The organism is Streptomyces sp. NPDC050485 (genome assembly GCF_044458185.1).
Lineage (GTDB): Bacteria > Actinomycetota > Actinomycetes > Streptomycetales > Streptomycetaceae > Streptomyces.
This window is the reverse complement of sequence record NZ_JBITHR010000014.1, coordinates 90,173-110,569: the sequence shown is the minus strand read 5'-3', so window position 1 is coordinate 110,569 and position 20,397 is coordinate 90,173. Positions and strand designations below refer to the sequence as shown.

At 71.0% G+C, this 20,397-nt stretch carries 19 protein-coding genes and 1 pseudogene; 11 read left to right on the top strand and 9 right to left on the bottom strand.

Annotated elements, in window-relative coordinates; all coding sequences use genetic code 11:
* The first annotated feature begins 233 nt into the window (after positions 1 to 233).
* The 5 genes from ACIBK6_RS26570 to ACIBK6_RS26550 are packed head-to-tail and all read left to right on the top strand — an operon-like array spanning position 234 to position 5,462.
* Entirely contained in the window at positions 234 to 1,301 is a 1,068-nt protein-coding gene (locus ACIBK6_RS26570) for a phytanoyl-CoA dioxygenase family protein (protein ID WP_399053859.1), read from the top strand.
* Positions 1,283 to 2,617, top strand: a complete 1,335-nt coding sequence (locus ACIBK6_RS26565; protein WP_399053858.1) for a DUF6271 family protein — start codon at positions 1,283 to 1,285, stop codon at positions 2,615 to 2,617. Before ACIBK6_RS26570 ends, ACIBK6_RS26565 begins: the two co-directional genes overlap by 19 nt.
* Entirely contained in the window at positions 2,610 to 3,782 is a 1,173-nt protein-coding gene (locus ACIBK6_RS26560) for a type III PLP-dependent enzyme (protein ID WP_399053857.1), read from the top strand. Before ACIBK6_RS26565 ends, ACIBK6_RS26560 begins: the two co-directional genes overlap by 8 nt.
* The gene (locus ACIBK6_RS26555; protein ID WP_399053856.1) at positions 3,783 to 4,283 is read left to right on the top strand and encodes a GNAT family N-acetyltransferase; all 501 of its coding nucleotides are present in this window, start codon (positions 3,783 to 3,785) and stop codon (positions 4,281 to 4,283) included. It abuts the gene before it with no gap.
* Between the two features lie 6 nt (positions 4,284 to 4,289).
* The gene (locus ACIBK6_RS26550; protein WP_399053855.1) at positions 4,290 to 5,462 is read left to right on the top strand and encodes an MFS transporter; all 1,173 of its coding nucleotides are present in this window, start codon (positions 4,290 to 4,292) and stop codon (positions 5,460 to 5,462) included.
* Between the two features lie 74 nt (positions 5,463 to 5,536).
* Here ACIBK6_RS26550 and nagB read toward each other — a convergent pair whose 3' ends face one another.
* A complete protein-coding gene (gene nagB, locus ACIBK6_RS26545; RefSeq protein WP_399053854.1) occupies positions 5,537 to 6,322 on the bottom strand; it encodes a glucosamine-6-phosphate deaminase in 786 nt (261 codons plus the stop codon).
* Between the two features lie 253 nt (positions 6,323 to 6,575).
* A pseudogene (locus tag ACIBK6_RS26540) lies at positions 6,576 to 6,929 on the bottom strand (SDR family oxidoreductase); the annotation flags it as partial.
* 287 nt (positions 6,930 to 7,216) lie between these two features.
* On the opposite strand from ACIBK6_RS26540, the gene ACIBK6_RS26535 reads away from it, so the two are divergent.
* Positions 7,217 to 8,683, top strand: coding sequence for a sensor histidine kinase (locus ACIBK6_RS26535; RefSeq protein WP_399053987.1), 1,467 nt, complete (start codon positions 7,217 to 7,219; stop codon positions 8,681 to 8,683).
* A gap of 164 nt (positions 8,684 to 8,847) precedes the next feature.
* On the opposite strand, the gene ACIBK6_RS26530 is transcribed toward ACIBK6_RS26535, so the two are convergent.
* Together ACIBK6_RS26530 and ACIBK6_RS26525 are read right to left on the bottom strand one after the other, a co-directional pair.
* A complete protein-coding gene (locus ACIBK6_RS26530) occupies positions 8,848 to 9,105 on the bottom strand; it encodes a WhiB family transcriptional regulator (RefSeq protein ID WP_004937597.1) in 258 nt (85 codons plus the stop codon).
* A 319-nt stretch (positions 9,106 to 9,424) separates the two neighbouring features.
* Positions 9,425 to 10,390, bottom strand: coding sequence for a diacylglycerol/lipid kinase family protein (locus ACIBK6_RS26525; RefSeq protein ID WP_399053853.1), 966 nt, complete (start codon positions 10,388 to 10,390; stop codon positions 9,425 to 9,427).
* 111 nt (positions 10,391 to 10,501) lie between these two features.
* Between ACIBK6_RS26525 and ACIBK6_RS26520 the strand changes: the two genes are divergently transcribed.
* On the top strand, positions 10,502 to 10,936 hold the full coding sequence (locus ACIBK6_RS26520; RefSeq protein ID WP_399053851.1) for a hypothetical protein: 435 nt from the start codon (positions 10,502 to 10,504) through the stop codon (positions 10,934 to 10,936).
* Positions 10,937 to 11,046: 110 nt separating this feature from the next.
* Here the strand turns inward: ACIBK6_RS26520 and ACIBK6_RS26515 are convergent, their stop codons facing one another.
* The 3 genes from ACIBK6_RS26515 to ACIBK6_RS26505 all read right to left on the bottom strand — a co-directional run bounded on the left by ACIBK6_RS26515 (position 11,047) and on the right by ACIBK6_RS26505 (position 12,924).
* Positions 11,047 to 11,979 carry an RNA polymerase sigma factor SigF gene (locus tag ACIBK6_RS26515; protein ID WP_399053850.1) on the bottom strand — a complete coding sequence of 311 codons (933 nt, stop codon included), beginning with the start codon at positions 11,977 to 11,979 and terminating at the stop codon, positions 11,047 to 11,049.
* Between the two features lie 14 nt (positions 11,980 to 11,993).
* Positions 11,994 to 12,407 (bottom strand): anti-sigma regulatory factor, encoded by a 414-nt coding sequence (locus tag ACIBK6_RS26510; protein ID WP_329463120.1) that lies wholly within the window; start codon positions 12,405 to 12,407, stop codon positions 11,994 to 11,996.
* 256 nt (positions 12,408 to 12,663) lie between these two features.
* Positions 12,664 to 12,924, bottom strand: coding sequence for a UBP-type zinc finger domain-containing protein (locus ACIBK6_RS26505; protein WP_399053849.1), 261 nt, complete (start codon positions 12,922 to 12,924; stop codon positions 12,664 to 12,666).
* Positions 12,925 to 12,980: 56 nt separating this feature from the next.
* On the opposite strand from ACIBK6_RS26505, the gene ACIBK6_RS26500 reads away from it, so the two are divergent.
* Positions 12,981 to 14,579 carry a Na+/H+ antiporter gene (locus tag ACIBK6_RS26500; protein ID WP_399053848.1) on the top strand — a complete coding sequence of 533 codons (1,599 nt, stop codon included), beginning with the start codon at positions 12,981 to 12,983 and terminating at the stop codon, positions 14,577 to 14,579.
* Positions 14,580 to 14,702: 123 nt separating this feature from the next.
* Here the strand turns inward: ACIBK6_RS26500 and ACIBK6_RS26495 are convergent, their stop codons facing one another.
* Both ACIBK6_RS26495 and ACIBK6_RS26490 read right to left on the bottom strand, forming a co-directional pair.
* Positions 14,703 to 15,584: a 1-aminocyclopropane-1-carboxylate deaminase/D-cysteine desulfhydrase gene (locus ACIBK6_RS26495; RefSeq protein ID WP_399053847.1), complete on the bottom strand. Its 882-nt coding sequence runs from the start codon at positions 15,582 to 15,584 to the stop codon at positions 14,703 to 14,705.
* A gap of 22 nt (positions 15,585 to 15,606) precedes the next feature.
* A complete protein-coding gene (locus ACIBK6_RS26490) occupies positions 15,607 to 16,197 on the bottom strand; it encodes an N-acetylmuramoyl-L-alanine amidase (protein ID WP_399053846.1) in 591 nt (196 codons plus the stop codon).
* A gap of 340 nt (positions 16,198 to 16,537) precedes the next feature.
* Between ACIBK6_RS26490 and ACIBK6_RS26485 the strand changes: the two genes are divergently transcribed.
* The 3 genes from ACIBK6_RS26485 to ACIBK6_RS26475 all read left to right on the top strand — a co-directional run bounded on the left by ACIBK6_RS26485 (position 16,538) and on the right by ACIBK6_RS26475 (position 20,358).
* The gene (locus tag ACIBK6_RS26485) at positions 16,538 to 17,935 is read left to right on the top strand and encodes a family 2B encapsulin nanocompartment shell protein (RefSeq protein ID WP_399053845.1); all 1,398 of its coding nucleotides are present in this window, start codon (positions 16,538 to 16,540) and stop codon (positions 17,933 to 17,935) included.
* 77 nt (positions 17,936 to 18,012) lie between these two features.
* Positions 18,013 to 19,044, top strand: a complete 1,032-nt coding sequence (locus ACIBK6_RS26480) for a family 2 encapsulin nanocompartment cargo protein polyprenyl transferase (protein WP_399053844.1) — start codon at positions 18,013 to 18,015, stop codon at positions 19,042 to 19,044.
* 90 nt (positions 19,045 to 19,134) lie between these two features.
* Positions 19,135 to 20,358 (top strand): MFS transporter, encoded by a 1,224-nt coding sequence (locus ACIBK6_RS26475; protein ID WP_399053843.1) that lies wholly within the window; start codon positions 19,135 to 19,137, stop codon positions 20,356 to 20,358.
* The last annotated feature ends 39 nt before the right edge of the window (positions 20,359 to 20,397 follow it).

Sequence of the window (20,397 nt, the reverse complement as noted above, 5' to 3'; positions counted from 1 at the left end):
CTGCGAAACCCGCACGCCTTTCCCCCGCACCGCGCTTTCGCGGTGTGAGTGACCGTACGCGTTCGTAACATCCCTTTTCCTCGGGGGAATTGGGATGTGCGCGCACGAAAGGGAAAGCGGCCGGACACCTGAATCCTCCCAGGTCAGTCACTGGTTGCCGGTCGGCTGTGACCCCCTGTGCCTCGTACGAAATCCCCTTGTCCACACCCCATTTCGAGCTTTGGAGCCCCTGCATGCCGACGCCCGACCCCTATCTGTATCGAGCCTCATCGGACACCCCCTACTTCAGCTCGGACGGGGGTGAGACCTATCTGGCCCGGACACCGCTGAAGGACATCAGGAAATCCCGCCCGCTGCGGGTGCTTTCCGAGGAGGACTTCGCGTTCTGGCAGGCCTACGGCTACATAGTCGTGAAAGAGGCGATACCCGCCGCGGCGGCGCGGAGCCTGCTCGACTTCGCCTGGGAATTCCAGGGGCTCGACCCGGAACGGCCCGAAACCTGGTATGAGGACCGGGAGTTCAGCACGGACCTGGAGCGGCATCTGCACGTCTACGGATTCGTGGAGGCCTACCACCACCAGCTCATCTGGGACAGCCGGCAGACCCAGCGCGTGTACGACGCCTTCGTCGACGTGTGGGACTGCGAGGAGCTGTGGGTGACCCTGGACCGGCTCAACCTGAACCCGCCGAACGTCAAGAACCGCGACCGGGCGCTCATCGAACCCACCGACAAGGGTTTCGACATCGAGCTGCACTGGGACGTCGACACCACGCTCAGCGTGCTGCCGCAGCGGGTCCAGGGCATCATCGCGCTGAACGACACCCGCCCCGACCACGGCGGATTCCAGTGCTCGCCCGAGCTGTTTAGGCGGTTCGACCAGTGGAAGACCGAGCAGCCCGCCGACCGCGACCCCGTCCGGCCCGCCGTCGACCGCGCCGAGTTCCCGGTGATCCGGCCCGAGCTCGCAGCCGGTGACCTGCTGATCTGGAACGGGATGCTGGCGCACGGCGTGGCCCGCAACACCTCTGACAACGGTGTCCGCTCGGTCCAGTACCTCTCGATGATGCCGGCCCTTGAGTCGAGCGAGGAGCTGCGGCGCTCCCGCGTCGAGTCCTGGCGCCACCTAAGCACCCCGGACTGGAACAAGACGCTGGTCGGTGACGCGCGGCGGCACGAGTCCGTCAGGTACGGGCCCGCCTCGCTGAACGAGCTCGGCGCCAAGCTGCTCGGGCTCGAATCCTGGCGCGGGCAGCACGAGGAGCGGTCGACCGGAGAGCTGTCATGCGCAAAATCTGCCTGACCCTGCCCACGAACAGGCCCTGCGCCGGCACGATTTCGGCGATCGGCGCGGAAGCCGCGTACGCGGCCGAGCACTTCGGTGTCGAGGTGCACCTGCTGATCCTGGACTCCTGTGACGAGCACGCCTTCGCCGAACACGCCCGGGCGGCGGCCGCACCGCGCGGCGCGGCGAACGTGGTCGTGCACCACCTCGGCGAGGCGGCGCAGCGGGACTTCCTGCACCGGGTGATCCAGCGAGCCGCGCTCCCCAAACCGGATCTGCTGCTCGACCTGATGCTGCCCGCCGACGTCTCGTACGGCGCCTGCACCAACCGCGCGTTCCTGATCGCGGCGGCGCTCGGCTGCGCCTCCGTACACCGCAGGGACTCCGACAGCAGCTACCAGGTCCACGACGGCCGGCCCGTGTTCCCCATCCACCACGAGCTGCGCTCGCTCGGGAAGCGGGCGGCGGACGCCGTACCCGGTGTCACGCGCAGCCTGCTCGACGCGGCGGACGCCCACAAGCCCGTGGCCATGGTGGGCAGTTCCTTCGTGGGCGAGCTGTCGGTGGACATCGGCGAGATCCGGGAGCTCGACCCCGAGGTCTACTACGAGGTGGTCGGCCTGTGGGCCGAGGCCGGGGCGTCGGAGCGGGAGCGGCGCGAACTGGTCGAGGAGTCGTTCACCGGCGCCGGCACCGAGCCGTTCAGCCGGGACGAGTCGACCCTGGGCGCCCCCGACATCTGGCGGGTGGACATGTGCAACATCGCGCTCGACCACGAGGTGTACGAGCGGGTGCCGCTGCTGCCCGCGACCAGCACCATCGGCAGCGACTACTTCCTGCTGCACCTGGTCCGCGACGCGACGCTGCCCGGCGTCGTGCACAACCGCAACATCGTGAACTACTACACCCCCGAGCGGCGGACCGGCCCCGGATTCACCGCCTACCAGCTCAGGTTCACGAAGTTCCTGCTCTCGATGCTCTACCTCTACCCGGTCTACACCGCGATGGAGGCGGCGGGCGCGGCGCTGCTCGACGAGCGGCACCACGTGCGCGCCGACGTGATCGCCGAGCTCGCCGGGCGAAGCGCCGCCGAGGACCGGGCCGAGAACGTCCGGCGCCTTGACGTCATCGACCGCTGCTATCGCCAACTGGGCGGCAGATACGCCGAGTTCGCCGACCATCTGGTGCCGTTGCGCGAGCGCCTCCTGGACGAGGCCCAGGCCGACATCGAGGACTTCGCGCTCCTGGTCGAGGCGTGGGGGCCGCTGATCGCGGCGGGCCGGGCCGAGCCCCTGACCGCAGTCGGTGGGACCCGGAGTGCCGACGATGCGTGAAAGCACCGCAGTCCGGGCCGCCCTGGCGGATGCCACCGACGACCGGATCATCTTCGACCTCGCCGGGATCGAGGGCCAGTACACGGCGCTGCTGCGCGAACTGCCCGGCATCTCGGTCCGCTTCGCCATGAAGGTCTGCCCGGTGGACGAGGTGCTGGCCCGCCTCGCGGCGCAGGGCGCGGGCTTCGACGCGGCGAGCCCGCAGGAGATCGAGCAGGCCGTCAGAACCGGCGTACCCCTGGACCGGATCCACTACGGCAACACCGTCAAGTCGGACGAGAACATCGCCGCCGCCTACCGCATGGGCGTACGGGACTTCGCCACCGACAGCGTCGCGGACGTGGCGGCGATCGCCGCGCACGCCCCCGGCTCCCGGGTGTTCTGCCGGCTCGCCACCAGCGGGGAGGGCGCGCTGTGGGGCCTGAGCCGGAAGTTCGGCTGCTCGGCCGGTGACGCCGTGCTCGTCCTGGAGGCGGCGCGGGCGGCGGGCCTCACACCCTCGGGCCTGTCCGTGCACGTCGGCTCGCAGCAGATGACCTCCGAGGCCTGGCGCGCCGCCCTTGACCTGCTGGCCGACGTACTGGCGGCGCTGAACCGGCGGGGGATCCCGCTCGACCGGATCAACCTCGGCGGCGGCCTGCCCGCCCTGGGCTGCCTCGACAAGCGGGGCCGGCCGCTCGACCCCCCGCTGGACAAGATGTTCGCGGTGCTCCGCGAAGGCATGCAGCGGCTGAGCGAGGAGTCGGCGTCGCCGCTGGAGTTCCTCATGGAGCCGGGGCGCCATCTGGTCGCCGACCACGGCGCCATCCGGGCCCATGTGTCCCGGCTCTCGTCCCGGCGGCAGCTGGACGGCGAGCGCCAGAACTGGCTGTACCTGAGCTGCGGAAAGTTCAACGGCCTGTACGAAATGGACCAGTTGCAGTACCGCCTGGAGTTCCCCGGCCACGAGGGCGGCGAGCGGGTCGACGCCTGGGTCGCCGGACCCACCTGCGACAGCGACGACGCCTACGCCCACGAGGGCGGTCCCGTCCGGGTCCCCGCGGCTGCGGCTTCCGGGGATCCGGTCTGGATCCACTCCTGCGGCGCGTACGCCGTCGGCTACACCACCCAGGGTTTCAACGGCTTCGACCCGCTGCCCTACACCTGCATCGGAGGTTCGAGGTAGATGCCCCTGCTGGACACCGACATCCGTATCCGCCCGCTGGCCGAGCACGACTGGGACACCGTCGTGGCCCTGGAAGCCGGCGCCTATGCCCAGGACGGACTGTCTGAGGGGCGCGAGGCCCTCAAGTCCCGGCATGCTCCCGCCACTTGCTTCGTGATGGAGTACGAGGGGCGGGTCGGCGGCTACCTCCTCGCGCTGCCCTACCCGGCGTTCTCCTGCCCGGACCTCAGCCGGGCGGAGGACTCCGGCTTCCGCTCCCGCAACCTGCACGCGCACGACCTGGTGATCGCCGAGGAGCTGCGCGGCCGGGGTCTCGGCCCGCGCCTCCTCACCCATCTCGGCGAACTCGCACGGGAGTTGGGGTTCGAGCGGATCTCCCTGGTGGCCGTCCGCGGCGCCGCCGTCCTGTGGGCCCCGCTGGGCTACCGCGCCCACCCCGAGGTCGAGCTCCCGGCGGGCTACGGCACGAACGCGGTGTACATGTCCATGGAAGTAGGCTGAATTCACATGTTTCGCGTTCGCGATGAATACCGTCGATCGCAAGTGGCGATCGCGGCACTGTTCTGCTTCCTCGGATTCCAGTACGCCACGTGGGTCTCCCGGATCCCCGCGCTCAAGACGAGGCTCGACCTGTCCGAGGCGGAGCTCGGCCTGCTCCTGATGGTCTGCGGGGCGGGCGCGGCCGTCTCCTTCCCGCTGGTGGCGGTCCTGACGAAGCGGCTCGGCTCGCGCCGGCTCGCCCTCGTCTCGGCACTCTGCCTCGGCCTGGTGCTGCTCGCCCTCGCCATCACGCCGAACTATCCGGTCACCCTGCTCATCGTCTGCTGCGACGGTATCGCCGTCGGCTGCCTGAACGTCGCGATGAACGCGCAGGCGGCCGCACTTGAGGTCAAGTACCGGCGCACCACCATGGCGAGGATGCACGCGACCTTCAGCGCCGGTTCGCTCTTCGCCGCACTCCTCGCCTCCGGCGTCACCACGGTCTCCTCGGCCCTGATCGCCCACTTCGGCACGGCGACGGCCCTGCTGGCGCTGCTGGTACTGGTGACCCGTAACGGACTGCTGACGGAGGATCAGAAACCGGCTACGGAAACCGAGTCCAGCGAGAGGAAGCGCCGGGGCGGGCTGACCCTGCCGACCCGCGTGACGATCTGGATGGGCCTGGCCATGGCGTTCGGCACCGTGACCGAGGGCGCGATGAACGACTGGTCGGCGCTCTATCTGAAGGACGTCGTCAACGCGGCGGCGGAACTGGCGCCCATGGGCATCGCCGTCGTCTCGGTCATGATGGTGCTGGCCCGGGTCTTCGCCGACGGCTGGCGCACCCGCTGGGGCGACGCGCGCATCGTCCGGGCCGGGAGCGCGCTGGCCGGCGCGGGCCTCGCCCTGGCCCTGCTGGTGGGCGGGGTGGTGCCGACCCTGCTCGGCTTCGCCTGCGTCGGGCTCGGCATCGCGGCCGTGACCCCGTGCGTGTACGTCGCCGCGGCCCGGCAGGGCTCGGACGCCCTGGCGCTCGTCGCGGCCATGGGCACGACGGGCCTGCTGGCCGGACCCGCGATGATCGGCTTCATCGCGAGCGGCACCAGCCTGGTGTGGGGCATGGGCGCCGTCGCCGCGTCCGCGCTCGTGGTGTCCCTGTGCACGACCCGGATCCGCTTCCCGGCCCTCGCCGACGCCTGACCCCGGTCCGCATGCGACAGTGCCGGGCGCCCCTCAACTGCGGGTGCCCGGCACTGTCGTACGCGTAAGGAGCCCTAAAGACCCTGCCACACCGGCTTGTTGGCGAAGGTGTGCCGGAAGTAGGGGGCCAGCTTCAGCTTGGAGGCGGCGGCCTCGTCCACGACGACCGTCGCGTGCTGGTGCAGCTGGAGCGCGGAGGCGGGCACCACGGCCGCGACCGGACCCTCGACGGTCTGCGCGACCGCCTCGGCCTTGCCCTCGCCGGTGGCGAGCAGCACCAGGTGGCGGGCCTCCAGGATGGTGCCGATACCCTGGGTGATCACGTGGTGCGGCACCTGGTCGATGTCGTTGCCGAAGAACCGCGCGTTGTCGATGCGGGTCTGCTCGGTCAGCGTCTTGATCCGGGTGCGCGAGGCGAGCGAGGAGCAGGGCTCGTTGAAGCCGATGTGCCCGTCGGTGCCGATGCCCAGAATCTGGAGGTCCACGCCGCCGGCCGAGGCCAGCGCCAGGTCGTACGCCTCGCACGCGGCCTGGACGTCCTCGGCGGAGCCGTCCGGGCCGATGAAGGAGTCGGGGCCGAGGCCGAGCGGCTCCACGACCTGGCGGATGACGGTGGCGCGGTAGGACTCGGGGTGCCCGGCGGGCAGCCCGACGTACTCGTCCAGCTGGCAGACGCGGGCCCGCGTCACGTCCACATCACCGGCGGTGACCTTGGCGGTCAGCGCGTCGTAGATCGGGATCGGGGTCGAACCGGTGGCCACCCCGAGCAGCGCGTCGGGCTTGCGGCGCCACAGGGCGGCGATCGACTCCGCGATGAGCTCGCCGCCTGCCTTGGCGTCCGGGACGATGACAACTTCCACGTGGGCCTGCCGATCTGGAGACGTGAAACTGCAACGGGCGTGGTATAGACCAATCTAGCAGAGCGGTGGGGCCTCCGGCGGCGGTCGCGCCTGCACCCATGGTCGACGGAACGGGTTGCCGGAACGCATACGGAGACGGCCATTCGGAGGCATGGACGATGTCGTAGCCGCGTTCCCCCGACCGGTCGGCCCGTCATTTCCCCCGCCCGGTTCGCCTGCCATTCCCTCCCCGCCCGGTTCGCCCGTCCCGCGCTCAGGCGAGCGAGCCGCCCGTGGCGTCCAGCCACTGCCCGGTGACCCAGCGGCCGTCCTCGGACGCCAGGAACGCCACCGCGTCCGCGATGTCCGACGGCTCGCCGACCCGGCCGAGCGCCGAGGTCGCGGCCGCCCCCGCCCGGGCTTCGTCGCTGGTCCGCAGCCAGTCGGCGTTGATGTCGGTGTCGACGATCCCGGGGGCCACCGCGTTGACCGTGATCCCGCGCGGGCCGAGGACCTTGGAGAGGTTGCTGGTGAACACGTCGAGCGCGCCCTTGGTCATGGCGTACGCGATCAGGTGGGGCATCACCGCGGCGCGCGAGAGCCCCGACGAGATGTAGAGGTCGCGGCCCGGCGGCAAACGCCGTACATTGCGCGGTGCATACGGATGGACAGGGCAGAATGGTCTAGTCCACAATGTACACATTGACTTCCGCCCACCCCGCACAGGCGGGCGGAACCGAGGCCCGGCGCTCTCTGCCCTGACCGCGTCCGGACCTCAACGAGGCCGAGGGGACCGCACACCCGTCGGCCGGCAGCTCGGGCTGCGGTGCCGGACGGGCCGAGGGTCCCGCCCCGGCGCCGCGGCCCGCAGTCATATCTGCCGGTTTTCGCAGGTACGCTCGCAGCGTGCCCTCCATGAACGACCTCGTACGCCAGCACACCGCTCTGAGTGAGTCCGACCTCGAGTGGCTGCATCTGCTGGTCTCGGAGTGGCAGCTGCTCTCCGACCTCTCCTTCGCCGACCTGGTGCTGTGGGTCCCCACCCTGGACGGCACGCGCTACGTGTCGGTCGCGCAGATGCGCCCGAACACCGGCCCCACCTCCTACCAGGACGACATGGTCGGCCACCTCGTCCCGCGCGGCCGGCGCCCGCTGCTCGACGCCGCGCTCGACGAGGGCCGCATCGTGCGCGAGGGCGATCCGGAATGGCGCGAGGAGGTTCCGGTCCGCGTCGAGTCCATTCCGGTACGGCGTGAGGGGCGCGTCCTGGGCGTCATCGCCAGGAACACCAACCTGCTCACCGTCCGCACCCCCTCGCGGCTCGAACTGACCTACCTCCAGTCCGCCTCCGACCTCGCCCAGATGATCGCCGCCGGGTCCTTCCCCTTCCCCGGCCAGCAGGTCGACATGGACGCCTCGCCGCGTGCCGGTGACGGTCTGATCAGGCTCGACGCGGACGGCATCGTCCAGTACGCATCGCCCAACGCACTCTCCGCCTACCACCGGCTCGGCCTCGCCTCCGACCTCGTCGGGCAGCACCTCGGCGAGCTCACCGCCCAACTCGCGCCGTCCCGCGGCCCGGTGGACGAGGCCATCGCCAAGCTGGCCAGCGGCTATGCCCCGAGGGAGGCCGAGGTCGAGGGCAACGGCGGGGTGATCCAGCTGCGCGCCATTCCGCTCAAGCCGAAGGGGACGCGGATCGGCTCGCTCGTGCTACTGCGCGACGTGACCGAACTGCGCCGCCGCGAGCGGGAGTTGATCACCAAGGACGCCACCATCCGGGAGATCCACCACCGGGTGAAGAACAACCTCCAGACGGTCGCGGCGCTGCTGCGGCTCCAAGCCCGGCGGATGGACTCCGACCAGGGCCGGGAGGCGCTCAACGAGGCGGTCCGGCGGGTCGGTTCGATCGCCATCGTGCACGAGACGCTGTCCCAGAACCTGGACGAGCGCGTCGAGTTCGACGAGATCGCCGACCGGGTGCTCGCCATGGTCGCCGAGATCTCGCCCGGCAAGGTCAACTGCCGCCGCACCGGCCGCTTCGGAATACTGGACGCCGAGGTCGCCACCCCGCTGTCCATGGTCCTGACCGAGGTGCTGCAGAACGCCCTTGAGCACGCCTTCGCGCCGGGGGAGCAGGGCTCGGTGGAGGTCGCGGCGCTGCGCGGCGGCACCCGCGAGGACTCCCGGCTGCTGATCACCGTGCGGGACGACGGTTGCGGACTGCCCCCGGGCTTCGACGCGCAGCGCACCGGAAACCTGGGCCTGCAGATCGTACGGACGCTGGTGGAGGGCGAGTTGGGCGGCAGCTTCGACATGGTGCCGGCACCGGACCGCGGCACCAAGGTCGTACTCGACATTCCCGTGGGGGCCGAGAAGTAGCAGCCCGTAGCCGGCGCCGGGGGCGCCACATGGCAGCGAGCCCCGAACCGAGGAACGGTTCGGGGCTCGAATGCTGTGGGTTACTGCTGCGCGCTGCGGCTCGGGGGGCGGTGAGTGCGTACGCTCTGTACGCGCCGCGCGGGGCTAAGGCAGGAAGTGGGGGCTCAGGCGGTCGCGTTGCGCGCCCGGTTGCGAGCGGCACGACGCTTCATCGCGCGGCGCTCGTCCTCGCTGAGGCCACCCCAGACGCCGGAGTCCTGGCCGGACTCGAGCGCCCACTGCAGGCACTGCTCCATGACGGGGCAGCGGCGGCAGACGGCCTTGGCTTCCTCGATCTGCAGCAGCGCAGGACCGGTGTTGCCGATGGGGAAGAACAGCTCGGGGTCTTCCTCACGACAAACGGCGTTGTGACGCCAGTCCATGGCTGCTACCTCTCTTGGTGTTACGTGCAGGGGGGCTTGTGAATGTGAACGCTTTCACGAATCCCTCGACAAGGGAAGGGCCATCTTCCAGTTGGAACTGGTGGTGGTCCTGGTTCGAGGAGGGGTTCTGGCTTTCAGTGGAGGCTGGTGTTGCGGGCCGTCCCGATCGCCATGTAGAGATTCGCAAACCTCGGCGGCGGATACAACCCCTTCCGGAAAGTTTTTTTGGATTCCTCGGTGTCGACTGGGTCACAGTCGTACTTCCATGGGGTGGATGGCAGCCTAAACGTTCGAGTGAAAGGACTTTGGGCCCTTCCACTCACACAATCACACGCAGTGCACGGCGTACGCCTGTGAACGCGACGCTGCTACGCAGGCCCAGGTGGTCGCCGTCCATCTGGAAGGGGAGGGGAGCCTTGGAATGCAAGGTGAAGTCCGTCAGGTCGTGCAGTGATACGGCGTGCTTGCCGTGCGGACCCTTGTCGGGGGTCGAAGTGAGCAGCTGGGTCGCGTAACGGGTCGCCGTCGGCGTCGTCATCTTCGTCAGCGCGAGCACGTCGAGGCCCCCGTCGAAGGAGGCGTCGGGGGACGAGTACAGCGGACGATTGCCCAGGTAGGTGTAGGGGGAGGTGTTGCAGACTATCGACAGGACGAGGCCCTCGACGGACTCGCCGTCCGGCCGCTCCAGCGTGATCTGGCCGTGTCTGCGGTGCGGCTCGCCGAAGAACTGCCGGGCCACCTGGCGCAAATAGAGCGCATGCGTCGACCGCTTCCCGCGCTCCCGCTGCTGTTCGACCCGGCCGACCACACCCGCGTCGAATCCGAACCCGGCACAGAACGTGAACCAGCGCGGCGGAACCCCCTCGTCCACGCTTCCCGGGACCCCGGCGGCGAGACCCAGGCTCACCGTGCGGTGCCGGTTCTCGCGCAGCGCGTCGAGAATGACACCGGTCGACTCCACAGCGTCATTGGGCAGGCCCAGCGCCCGCGCGAACACATTCGTCGAGCCGCCGGGAACCACCGCGAATTCGGGGAGCTCGGGGCTCGGGCCGTTGTGCAGCAGTCCGTTGACGACCTCGTTGACCGTGCCGTCGCCGCCGAGCGCCACCACAAGATCGATGTCGCTGCTCTCGGCCGCCCGCCGCCCGAGGTCCCTGGCGTGCCCGCGGTACTCCGTGGTCACCGCCTCCAGCTTCATCTCGCTGGCCAAGGCGTGCAGGAGGACGTCACGCGTGCGCGCACTGGTGGAGGTAGCCGCCGGGTTGACCACGAGAAGTGCACGCATGGGCGCCAGACTACCTACCGGGTGGTATCGGGGTGCACTTGGGCCAGACGGCTCAGGGCGGGGCCGGGCGGGGCCGGGGGCGGGGCGAATGCGGCGGGCTACCCTGGCCGGGTGAGTACTGAGCAGACCCCCGAAGCCCCCGCCGGACCGCGCCCCGGCCGGCTGACCGCCGCTGCGGCACTGTCCGCGCTGGAAGGCCTCGCCCTGGTCGCCGGTGGCCTCTGCTTGCTCGTGATGGGCCTGACCGGCAAGCCCGACCGGCCCACCCAGGCCGAAATGGGCGGCGTGACGCTGGTGGTCCTCGGCCTGATCCCGCTGATCGCCGCCCGCGGGCTGCTGCTCCGCCGCCGCTGGAGCCGCGGCCCCGCGATGATCACCCAGATCATGGCCCTGCCGGTCGCCTGGACGTTCCTCAACTCCGACGGTGCGCCCTGGATCCCGGCGGGTATCGCTCTCGCGGGGGTGGCCATCGCCGGGCTCGTGCTGCTGGTGAACCCGGCCACCACCAAAGCGCTGGGTATTCGCGGGCCCATGCGGGACGCCTAGCGCTGGCAATTATCAGCCCCTCATGGGGGTCCCCCCTGGCCCTTCAGGCCTTGGGGAGATTGAGGAGCAGGGGTCCGGGGGCGGCGCCCCCGGTACCTCGGCGGCAGCGCCTACTCCTCCACCAGCAGCTTCTCCCGGAGTTGGGCCAGGGTGCGGGCCAGTAGACGGGAGACGTGCATCTGGGAGATGCCGACCTCCTGGGCGATCTGCGACTGGGTCATGTTCCCGAAGAAGCGCAGCAGCAGGATCCGCTTCTCGCGCGGCGGGAGATCCTCAAGGAGCGGCTTGAGGGACTCGCGGTACTCGACTCCTTCGAGCGCCTCGTCCTCCGCGCCCAGGGTGTCCGCCACCGCCGGTGACTCGTCGTCCGTGTCCGGAACGTCGAGGGACAGGGTGGAATAGGCGTTGGCCGACTCCAGACCCTCCAGGACCTCTTCCTCCGAGATGCCGAGCCGCTCGGCCAGTTCGTGCACCGTCGGGGAGCGACCGTGCTGCTGGGACAGTTCGGCCGTCGCCGTGGTGAGCGCCAGCCGCAGCTCCTGGAGCCTGCGCGGCACCCGCACCGCCCAGCCCTTGTCGCGGAAGTGCCGCTTGATCTCGCCGACGACGGTGGGCGTCGCGTACGTCGAGAACTCCACGCCCCGCTCGGGGTCGAACCGGTCCACCGACTTGATCAGACCGATCGTGGCGACCTGGGTGAGGTCGTCCAGCGGCTCGCCCCGGTTGCGGAAGCGCCGCGCCAGGTGCTCGACCAGGGGCAGGTGCATCCGGACCAGCTGATTGCGCAGCTCGGCCTTCTCCGGCGATCCGTCGGGCAGCTTGCGCAGCTCGATGAACATCGCCCGCGCCCCGCTGCGATCGTGTGGATCGTGGTGCCTGTGCTCGGTGTGCTCGCTCATAAGGGCCGCCCGCTCTGCCTGCTCCGCCGCGTCCAAAACGCCATTTGGGCCATCCACAGCGCTGTCCACCGGGTGCGGCCGGGCCTGCTGCTCCGGGATGCCCGCGGAGCGCACCGCCTCGGGGATGCGCTTGTCGTCCCGCACCGGACCCTCCCCGCTCACGCCGGTCCGGGGCCCGCGCCGCGCTGTTTGTACAGGCTGATGCAGACCGTACGGTCCTCGGCGACGGAGGAGTCGACCTTGCCGGCCAGCGCGGAGAGCACCGTCCAGGCGAAGGTGTCGCGCTCGGGAGCCCGGCCGTCCGTGGTCGGGGCCGAGACGGTGACTTCCAGTGAGTCGTCGACGAGGCGGAACACACAGCTCAGTACCGAGCCGGGGACCGCTTGCTGGAGCAGGATCGCGCAGGCCTCGTCGACCGCGATGCGCAGGTCCTCGATCTCGTCGAGGGTGAAGTCCAAACGTGCCGCGAGTCCGGCCGTGGCCGTACGCAGCACCGACAGGTAGGCACCCGCGGCCGGCAGCCGGACTTCCACGAAGTCCTGATTCCCGGGCTCGCCTGCGATCTGGGACACCCTCACCTCCAAGGTGGCACAAGCTCTGTCGAGGCCCGGGGAGAGGGGAGGTCCCGGGGCCGTGGGTACGGGGTCCGTACCTGGACTGGCGACGCTATCGCGATCCATAGTGCCCTGTCGCCGGAAGCCCTCCCGGCGGCTGTCACTCATGGTAAGCCTATGAGTACGGACAGTGGCTAGGGGTTTGCGGCGCCCAATTGCTGTGAACCGACGCCGGGTTGACGTACCCAGCCGCCGCGGGGTCGAACCTCCCCGGTCACACCAGTACGCCGTCCACGAAGCACCAGCGCCAGCTCTCGCCGGGCTCGAAGGTCCGCATCACCGCGTGCCCGGTCTCCTTGAAGTGCCCGGTCGCGTGCTGGCGGGGCGAGGAGTCGCAGCATCCCACGTGCCCGCAGACCAGGCACAGCCGCAGCTGCACGGGATGGGTGCCCTCCTTCAGGCACTCCGGGCAGCCATCGCCCAGCGGGGCCGGCTCGGGGCGCGGCAGTTCTGCAACGTGCGGGCACTCGCTCATGATGGCCAGGTTACGACGGAGCGCGCGGCGCGGGTGAGCGGGGACGGACGGTTGTGATGGACGCATTGCCGCTGGTGGCGCTGATCGCGGCGAGCGCGGCGGTGGCGGGCGCGGCCCGCCGCACCCCCGTGCCGGCTCCCCTGCTCCTGGTCGCGGTCGGCCTGATCGGGGCGTACGTGCCCGGCGTCCCGGAGTACACCCTCGACCCGCACATCGTGCTGCCGCTGCTGCTGCCCCCGCTGCTGCACACGGCCGCGCTGGACAGCTCGTACCTCGATCTGCGCGCGAACATCCGGCCGGTGGCGCTGCTCTCCGTCGGCTACACGCTGTTCGCGACGGTCGTGGTCGGCTACCTGGCGTACCTCCTCGTGCCCGATCTGCCGCTGACCGCGGCGCTCGTCCTGGGCGCCGTGATCGCGCCGCCGGACGCGGTCGCGGCGACCGCCATCGCGCGCCGGCTGCGGCTGCCCGGCCGCATCACCACGATCCTCCAGGGCGAGTCCCTGGTGAACGACGCGACCGCGATCACCGCGTACAAGGTGGCGCTCGCGGCGGCCGTCGGCGCGGGGGCCACCTGGGCGGGCGGGCTCGCGGAGTTCGCGCTCGCGTCGGTCGGCGGCATCGGGGTGGGGCTCGTCCTCATGCTGCCGATCCACTGGCTGCGCCGCCACCTCGGCGAGGCGCTGCTCCAGAACACGCTGTCGCTGCTCATCCCGTTCGTCGCGTACGCGGCGGCCGAGATGATCGGGGCGTCCGGGGTGCTCGCGGTCGTGGTCGTCGCGCTCTACCTGGGCCACCGCTCCTGGCAGGTCGACTTCGCGACCCGGCTCCAGGAGGAGGCGGTGTGGAAGATGGTCGCCTTCGTCCTCGAATCGGCGGTGTTCGCGCTGATCGGGCTGCAAATGCCGGTGGTCCTCAAGGGACTTGGGGAGTACGGGGTCGGCGAGGCGGTCTGGTACGCGGTGGGGGTGTTCCTCCTCGTGGTGGTCGCCCGGTTCGTCTGGGTCTTCCCCGCCACGTTCCTGCCGCGCGCGCTGTCCGAGAAGCTCAGGCGACGGGAGCCGGACACCGACTGGACGGCGCCGGTGATCGTCGGCTGGGCCGGGATGCGCGGCGTGGTCTCGCTCGCCATCGCCTTCTCGATCCCGCTGACGACGGCGGACGGAACGGCCTTCCCGGCCCGCAACCTCGTCCTGTTCCTGACCTTCAGCACGGTGATCGGCACGCTGGTCGTGCAGGGGCTCACGCTGCCCCCGCTGATCCGGCTGCTCAAGCTCCCCGGGCGGGACACCCAGGCCGAGACGCTGGCCGAGGCACAGGCCCAGAGCGAGGCCTCCCGGGCCGCGGAGGCCCGCCTCGACGAACTCCTCGCCGACGAACGCAACGCCCTCCCGCCGCCGCTCGCCGACCGGCTGCGGACGGTTCTGGAGCGGCGCCGGAACGCGGTGTGGGAGCGGCTGGGGGCGGTCAACGAGGCGACGGGGGAGTCGGCGGACGACACCTACCGGCGGCTGTCCCGCGCCATGATCGAAGCGGAACGCCAGGTCTTCGTGGAACTGCGCGACGGCCGCCGCATCGACGACGAACTCCTGCGGACGCTGCTGCGCAGACTGGACCTGGAGGAGGCGGCGGCATACCGGGAGGGCGAGGGGTAGGGGGTTTTCCCACCCGCCCCGGGGGTGTTGGGGGCGCGGGGAACTGCGCGAGCGCCCACGCGCGATCCGCAGCCGAATCACCCACCCCCGGAGGGTTTCGGGAAGGGGCGGGGTGGGGAAATTTCAGGGCTTGCCCGTGATCACCGCTGCCACCCTCGTCCCCGGAGGGAACGCCCCCTGCTCCGCCAGCGTCAGCAGCCCGAACAGCAGCTTGGCCACGTACACCCGCTCCACCCCCACTCCGTGCCGCCCCTCGAAGTCGGCGGCGAACGCTTCGAGTTCGGGACTTGTGCGGGCATAGCCCCCGCAGTGGAAGCGCTCGTCCAGCGTCCAGTTCGCCGTGGCCGAGCCGAAGGCCTCGTACTGGAGCGTGCGTATGGCCTCGCCCAGAAAGCCCCCCTTCAGGACCGGCACCCCGATCGCCCGCTGCCCGGGCCCGAGGCCGCCGGCCAGGCCGGCCAGGGTGCCGCCGGTGCCGCAGGCCACCGCAACGACGTCCGCGAGGCCGCGCAGCTCTTCGCCGAGTGCCGTACAGCCCCGCACCGCAAGGGAGTTGCTGCCGCCCTCGGGGACGACGTACGCGTCCCGGCCGAGCAGATCGAGGAGGCCCGCGAGCACGTCCGGCGCGGACTTGCGGCGGTAGGCCGACCGGTCCACGAAGTGCAGCCGCATGCCGTCCGCCGCGCACTGCGCGAGGGACGGGTTGAGCGTCCGGCCGGCCAGTTCGTCGCCGCGTACGACGCCGATGGTGGGGAAGCCGAGGAGGCGCCCGGCGGCGGCGGTCGCGCGGAGGTGGTTGGAGTAGGCGCCGCCGAAGGTGAGGACGGGGCGGCCGGCGGCGGCCCGCAGGTTCAGCACCAGTTTGCGCCACTTGTTGCCGACCAGATCAGGGTGGATCAGGTCGTCCCGCTTGAGGAGCAGGCGTACGCCGTGCCGCGCGAAGCGCTCGTCCGGCGCTTCCTCCAAGGGGGAGGGGAGGCGGGGGGCGAGCGCTTCGGGGGTCATGGAACCATTGTCGCTTCAGGTGTCACTTGAGGCGCTCGTGGACGCGTTCGCGCAGCCAGTCCATGGTGAAGCCGCGCGGGTCCACCTTGCCGACCTGCCATTCCTTGTGCCCGATGACGGAGTGCTCGGTCCAGCCGTAGTGGCGGCAGATCGCGGCGGCCGCCTTCTCGACGGCGTCGAGCTGGGCCTGCGGCCAGGGGTCCTGCCCATCTCCCAGGTTTTCGCATTCGAAACCGTAGAAGTGCGTGTTTCCGTCGGTGTCGTTCTTCACCGGCGGCGGCAGCCGCCTCTCGGCGATCACGGCGCGCAGTACGTCGCCGTCGCCCGCGCCCGCGTGGTTGGCGCGGCCGTTGCCGACCAGGTGGACCGTGCCGTCCTTGGTGATCACGCCGTGGCAGAGCGGGCCCGGCAGGGAGTCGTAGCCGTCGTAGCAGAGGCGGACCGTGGCGTCGGCGCCGCTGGTGGCGGTGTGGTGGATGACGACGCCGTTGACCGGGCCCCACCCACCGTGACCGGCCCGGTTGTGGCCGCGCCACTGGCCGACCTCGACCACGGTGAGGCCCTCGGCTCGCAGTGCGGCGAGGAATTGGTCAGCGGACAGGGGAGGGGCCATGGCCGCCTCCTTCCAGAGCGGTGCGGAATATCTCGTACCGCTTGTACCCCGACTCCCGCTATGGGGCGATCTGTTCGGTTCGCCGTGCGAGCCGATCCGGACACCCGTCGCGTCGGCCCGTCGCGTCTTGGGTGCGAATGACGGACGGATGGCGGGCCGGTGGATTCCGGGTGCGGGACGCAACGGGCGGAAGCGGACTGTTCGAGCACGATGGCGACGGATGCCCGCTCGATTGGTATTCCAATCCCACTCATTTGAGTAATGGCGTGGCGACTCATCGTGATGGAAGGCTTCTTCACGCAGTTCAGCTTCATGATCGTGAGAGTTCAGAAGGAGTCACATGTCGGTCGAGGCAGGTCCCGAGAACCGCGCCCAGCAGAGTCTCGGCACAGCCGCCGCGCGGAACTTGGCGACCACCACCAAGTCCGCCCCGCAGATGCAGGAGATCACCTCCCGCTGGCTGCTGCGCATGCTGCCATGGGTCCAGGTGCAAGGCGGTACGTACCGGGTGAACCGACGGCTGAGCTACTCGGTGGGGGACGGGCGGATCACGTTCGTCCAGACCGGCGAGCGGGTCGACGTCATCCCCGCCGAGCTGGGCGAGCTGCCCGCGCTGCGGGACTTCGAGGACGAGGCCGCGCTCGGTGAGCTGGCCAGCCGCTGCGAGCAGCGCCAGTACGCGGCGGGCGAGATCATCGCCGTCGCGGGCGACGCCGCCGACCGGGTGTTCCTGCTCGCGCACGGCCGGGTCGAGAAGATCGGCACCGGCCACTACGGCGACGAGACGGAGCTCGGCTTCCTCGCGGACGGGGCGTACTTCGGCGACCAGGCGCTGGTCTCCGGGGACGCCACCTGGCAGTGGACGGTCCGGGCCACCACCGCGTGCACGGTCCTGGTGCTGAGCCGGACCGACGTGCTCAACCTCGCGGAGCGCGCCGAGTCCCTCCAGGCGCACCTCACCTCGTTCTCGCAGCTTCCGGAACAGCGCACCAACCACCTCGGCGAAGCGGCGATCGACCTCTCCGCGGGCCATGTCGGCGAAACCGTCATCCCGCACACCTACGTCGACTACGAGGGCTCGCCCCGCGAGTACGAACTCTCCGTCGCGCAGACCGTGCTGAAGGTCCACAGCCGGGTCGCCGACCTCTACAACCAGCCGATGAACCAGACCGAGCAGCAGTTGCGGCTCACGGTCGAGGCGCTGCGCGAGCGCCAGGAGCACGAGCTGGTCAACAACCGGGAGTTCGGCCTCCTGACCAACTGCGACTACGGCCAGCGCCTCCAGCCGCACGACGGGGTGCCCAGCCCCGACGACATGGACGAGCTGCTCTCGCGCCGACGCGGCTCGAAGCTGTTCCTCGCCCACCCGCGCGCCATCGCCGCGTTCGGGCGCGAGTGCAACAAGCGGGGTCTGGTGCCGGAGTCGGTGGAGGTCGCGGGCAACCACGTGCCGGCCTGGCGCGGGGTGCCGATCTTCCCGTGCAACAAGATCCCGGTGAGCGAGGCCCGTACGACCTCGATCATCTGCATGCGTACCGGCGAGGCCGAGCAGGGCGTCATCGGGCTCCAGCAGTCCGGCATCCCGGACGAGATCGAGCCGAGCCTGTCGGTCCGCTTCATGGGCATCGACGAGCAGGCGATCATCAACTACCTGGTCACCGCGTACTACTCGGCCGCGATCCTGGTGCCCGACGCGCTCGGTGTCCTGGAGAACGTCGAGGTCAGCCGCTGGCGGTGAGCCTCCGGTCCGGGCGTGCCGGCCGCGGCGCGCCCGGCGACGGCCGTCAACTCCAAGAAAGGGCACCCTAGTTGGCAATGTCGGAAGCCATTGAGGGCCGCGAGGCCGTTGATCTGCTGGAACGGACCCGCACCGTCGTCAACCCTCAACTGCGCTCAGCCGTCGAGTCGTTGCCCCGCTCGGTGCGGCGGGTCGCGATGTACCACTTCGGCTGGGAGCACGCCGACGGCACCCCGGCCGGCGGACAGGCGGGCAAGGCGATCCGCCCGGCCCTCGTCCTCGCCGGCTCCCGGGCGCTCGGCGGCGACCCCGAAGCCGCGGTACGGGCCGCGGCCGCCGTCGAACTCGTCCACAACTTCACGCTGCTGCACGACGACGTCATCGACGAGGACGCCACCCGCCGGCACCGCCCCACCGCCTGGACCGTGTTCGGCACGCCGGACGCCATCATCGTGGGGGACGCGCTGCACGCCCTCGCGCTGCGCCTGGTCGCCGCCGACGACCACCCCGCGGCGCCCGCCGCCTCCGCCCGGCTCGCGGCCTGCGTCATCGAACTCTGCGCCGGCCAGCAGGCCGACTGCGCCTTCGAGCAGCGGGGCCCGCAGGACGTGTCCCTGGACGAATGCCTCGGCATGGCGATGGCCAAGACCGGGGCGCTGCTCGGCTGCGCCTGCGCGCTGGGCGCGCTGTACGCGGGGGCGGGCGAGGAGGAGGTGGCCGCCATGGACGCGTTCGGCCGCGAGGCCGGGCTCGCCTTCCAGCTCATCGACGACCTGATCGGCATCTGGGGCGACCCGGGGCGCACCGGGAAACCGGTCGGCGCCGACCTCGCCGCCCACAAGAAGTCCCTGCCGGTCGTCGCCGCGCTCGGCTCGGGCACCCCCGCGGCGGCCGAACTCACCGAGCTGTACCAGGGGCCGATGGGGGCCACCGCGGTCCGCAGAGCCGCCGAGGCGGTCGACCGGGCGGGCGGCCGCGACTGGGCCCAGATCCATGCCGCCGACCGGATGGCCCGGGCGGTCCACCACCTCTCGCGCGCCGTCCCCGATCTGACGGCCGCGGGCGAACTCCTCGCCCTGGCCGAGTTCGTGACCCGCCGGAACCGCTGACGCGGGGAGGCCCGGCCTTTCGCAATGGCCCAGTGAACCAGGACCCAAGTGGCCCCCGTGCTGGGCCATTCCGCTTGGTTTGATGGGTTCATGCCCTCCCGCTTCCTGCCGCCCGCCGGACCCGCCCGCGGCCTCGCCGCCGCCCAGCTCATCAACTCCCTTGGCGACGGCGCCTATTACGTCACCTCGGCGCTGTACTTCAGCCGGGTCGTAGGCCTCTCGCCCACCCGCATCGGCCTCGGCCTCACGCTCGCCTGGGCCGTCGGCGCGCTGGCCGGAGTCCCGCTCGGCCGGTTCGCCGACCGGCGCGGACCGCGCACCGTCGCCGTACTGCTCGCCGCGGCCACCGGCGTCTCGGTCGCCGCCTTCCTGTTCGTCCGCGGCTTCCTCCCCTTCGTGCTGGCCGCCTGCTGCTACGCGACCGCCCAGACCGGCCTCGCCGCCGCCCGCCAGGCCCTGCTTGCCGCGCTGGTCGCCCGCACGGACCGTACGCACGTCCTCGCGCACCTCCAGTCCACGCTGAACGCCGGGCTCGCCGTCGGCGCGGCGGGCGGCGGGGTCGCGCTGCACTACGGCACCCGAACCGCCTACCTCGCGGTGTTCGCCCTGGACGCGGCCGCCTTCCTGCTCTGCGCGCTGGTCCTGCTGCGGCTGCCCGCGGTGGCGCCGATGGCGGCCGCGCCCGGCCGGGGCCAGCGGTTCGAGGTGCTGCGCGACCGCCCCTACGCCGTCGTCACCTTCCTCAACATGCTGCTCCTGCTGCGGATGCCGCTGATCAGCCTCGCCATCCCGCTGTGGACGGTCACCCGCACCGACGCGCCGGGCTGGCTGGTCTCCGCGCTGCTCGTGCTCAACACCGGAGCGGTGATGCTCTTCCAGGTCCGTACCGCGTCCGCCGTACGCGATCTGCCGAGCGCCGTACGCAGTGTGGCGCGCGGCGGCGCCCTGATGCTCGCCTCCTGCGCGGTGTTCGCCCTCAGCGCCGCCGACGCGCCCGCCTGGGCCGCGGTGGCGGTGCTGCTCGTGGCGGGCGGGCTCCAGGTGGCGGGCGAGATGATGCAGTCCGCAGGCGCCTGGCAGATCGGCTTCGACCTGGCACCGGTCGGCCAACAGGGCCAGTACCAGGGCTTCTTCGGCATGGGCGTGCCGCTGGCCAGGATGCTCGGCCCGCTGCTGCTCACCGCGCTGATCGTCGACTGGGGAGTGCCGGGCTGGCTGCTGCTCGGGGCGGTCTTCCTGGCCGCCGGGTACGCCCTTGGCCCCGCGGTCCGCTGGGCGGAGCGGGCCAACTCTGGGATGGTTGCCGTCAGTTGACGTACGACACGGGCGGCGGGAGCGGTGGAGATGGGCGGG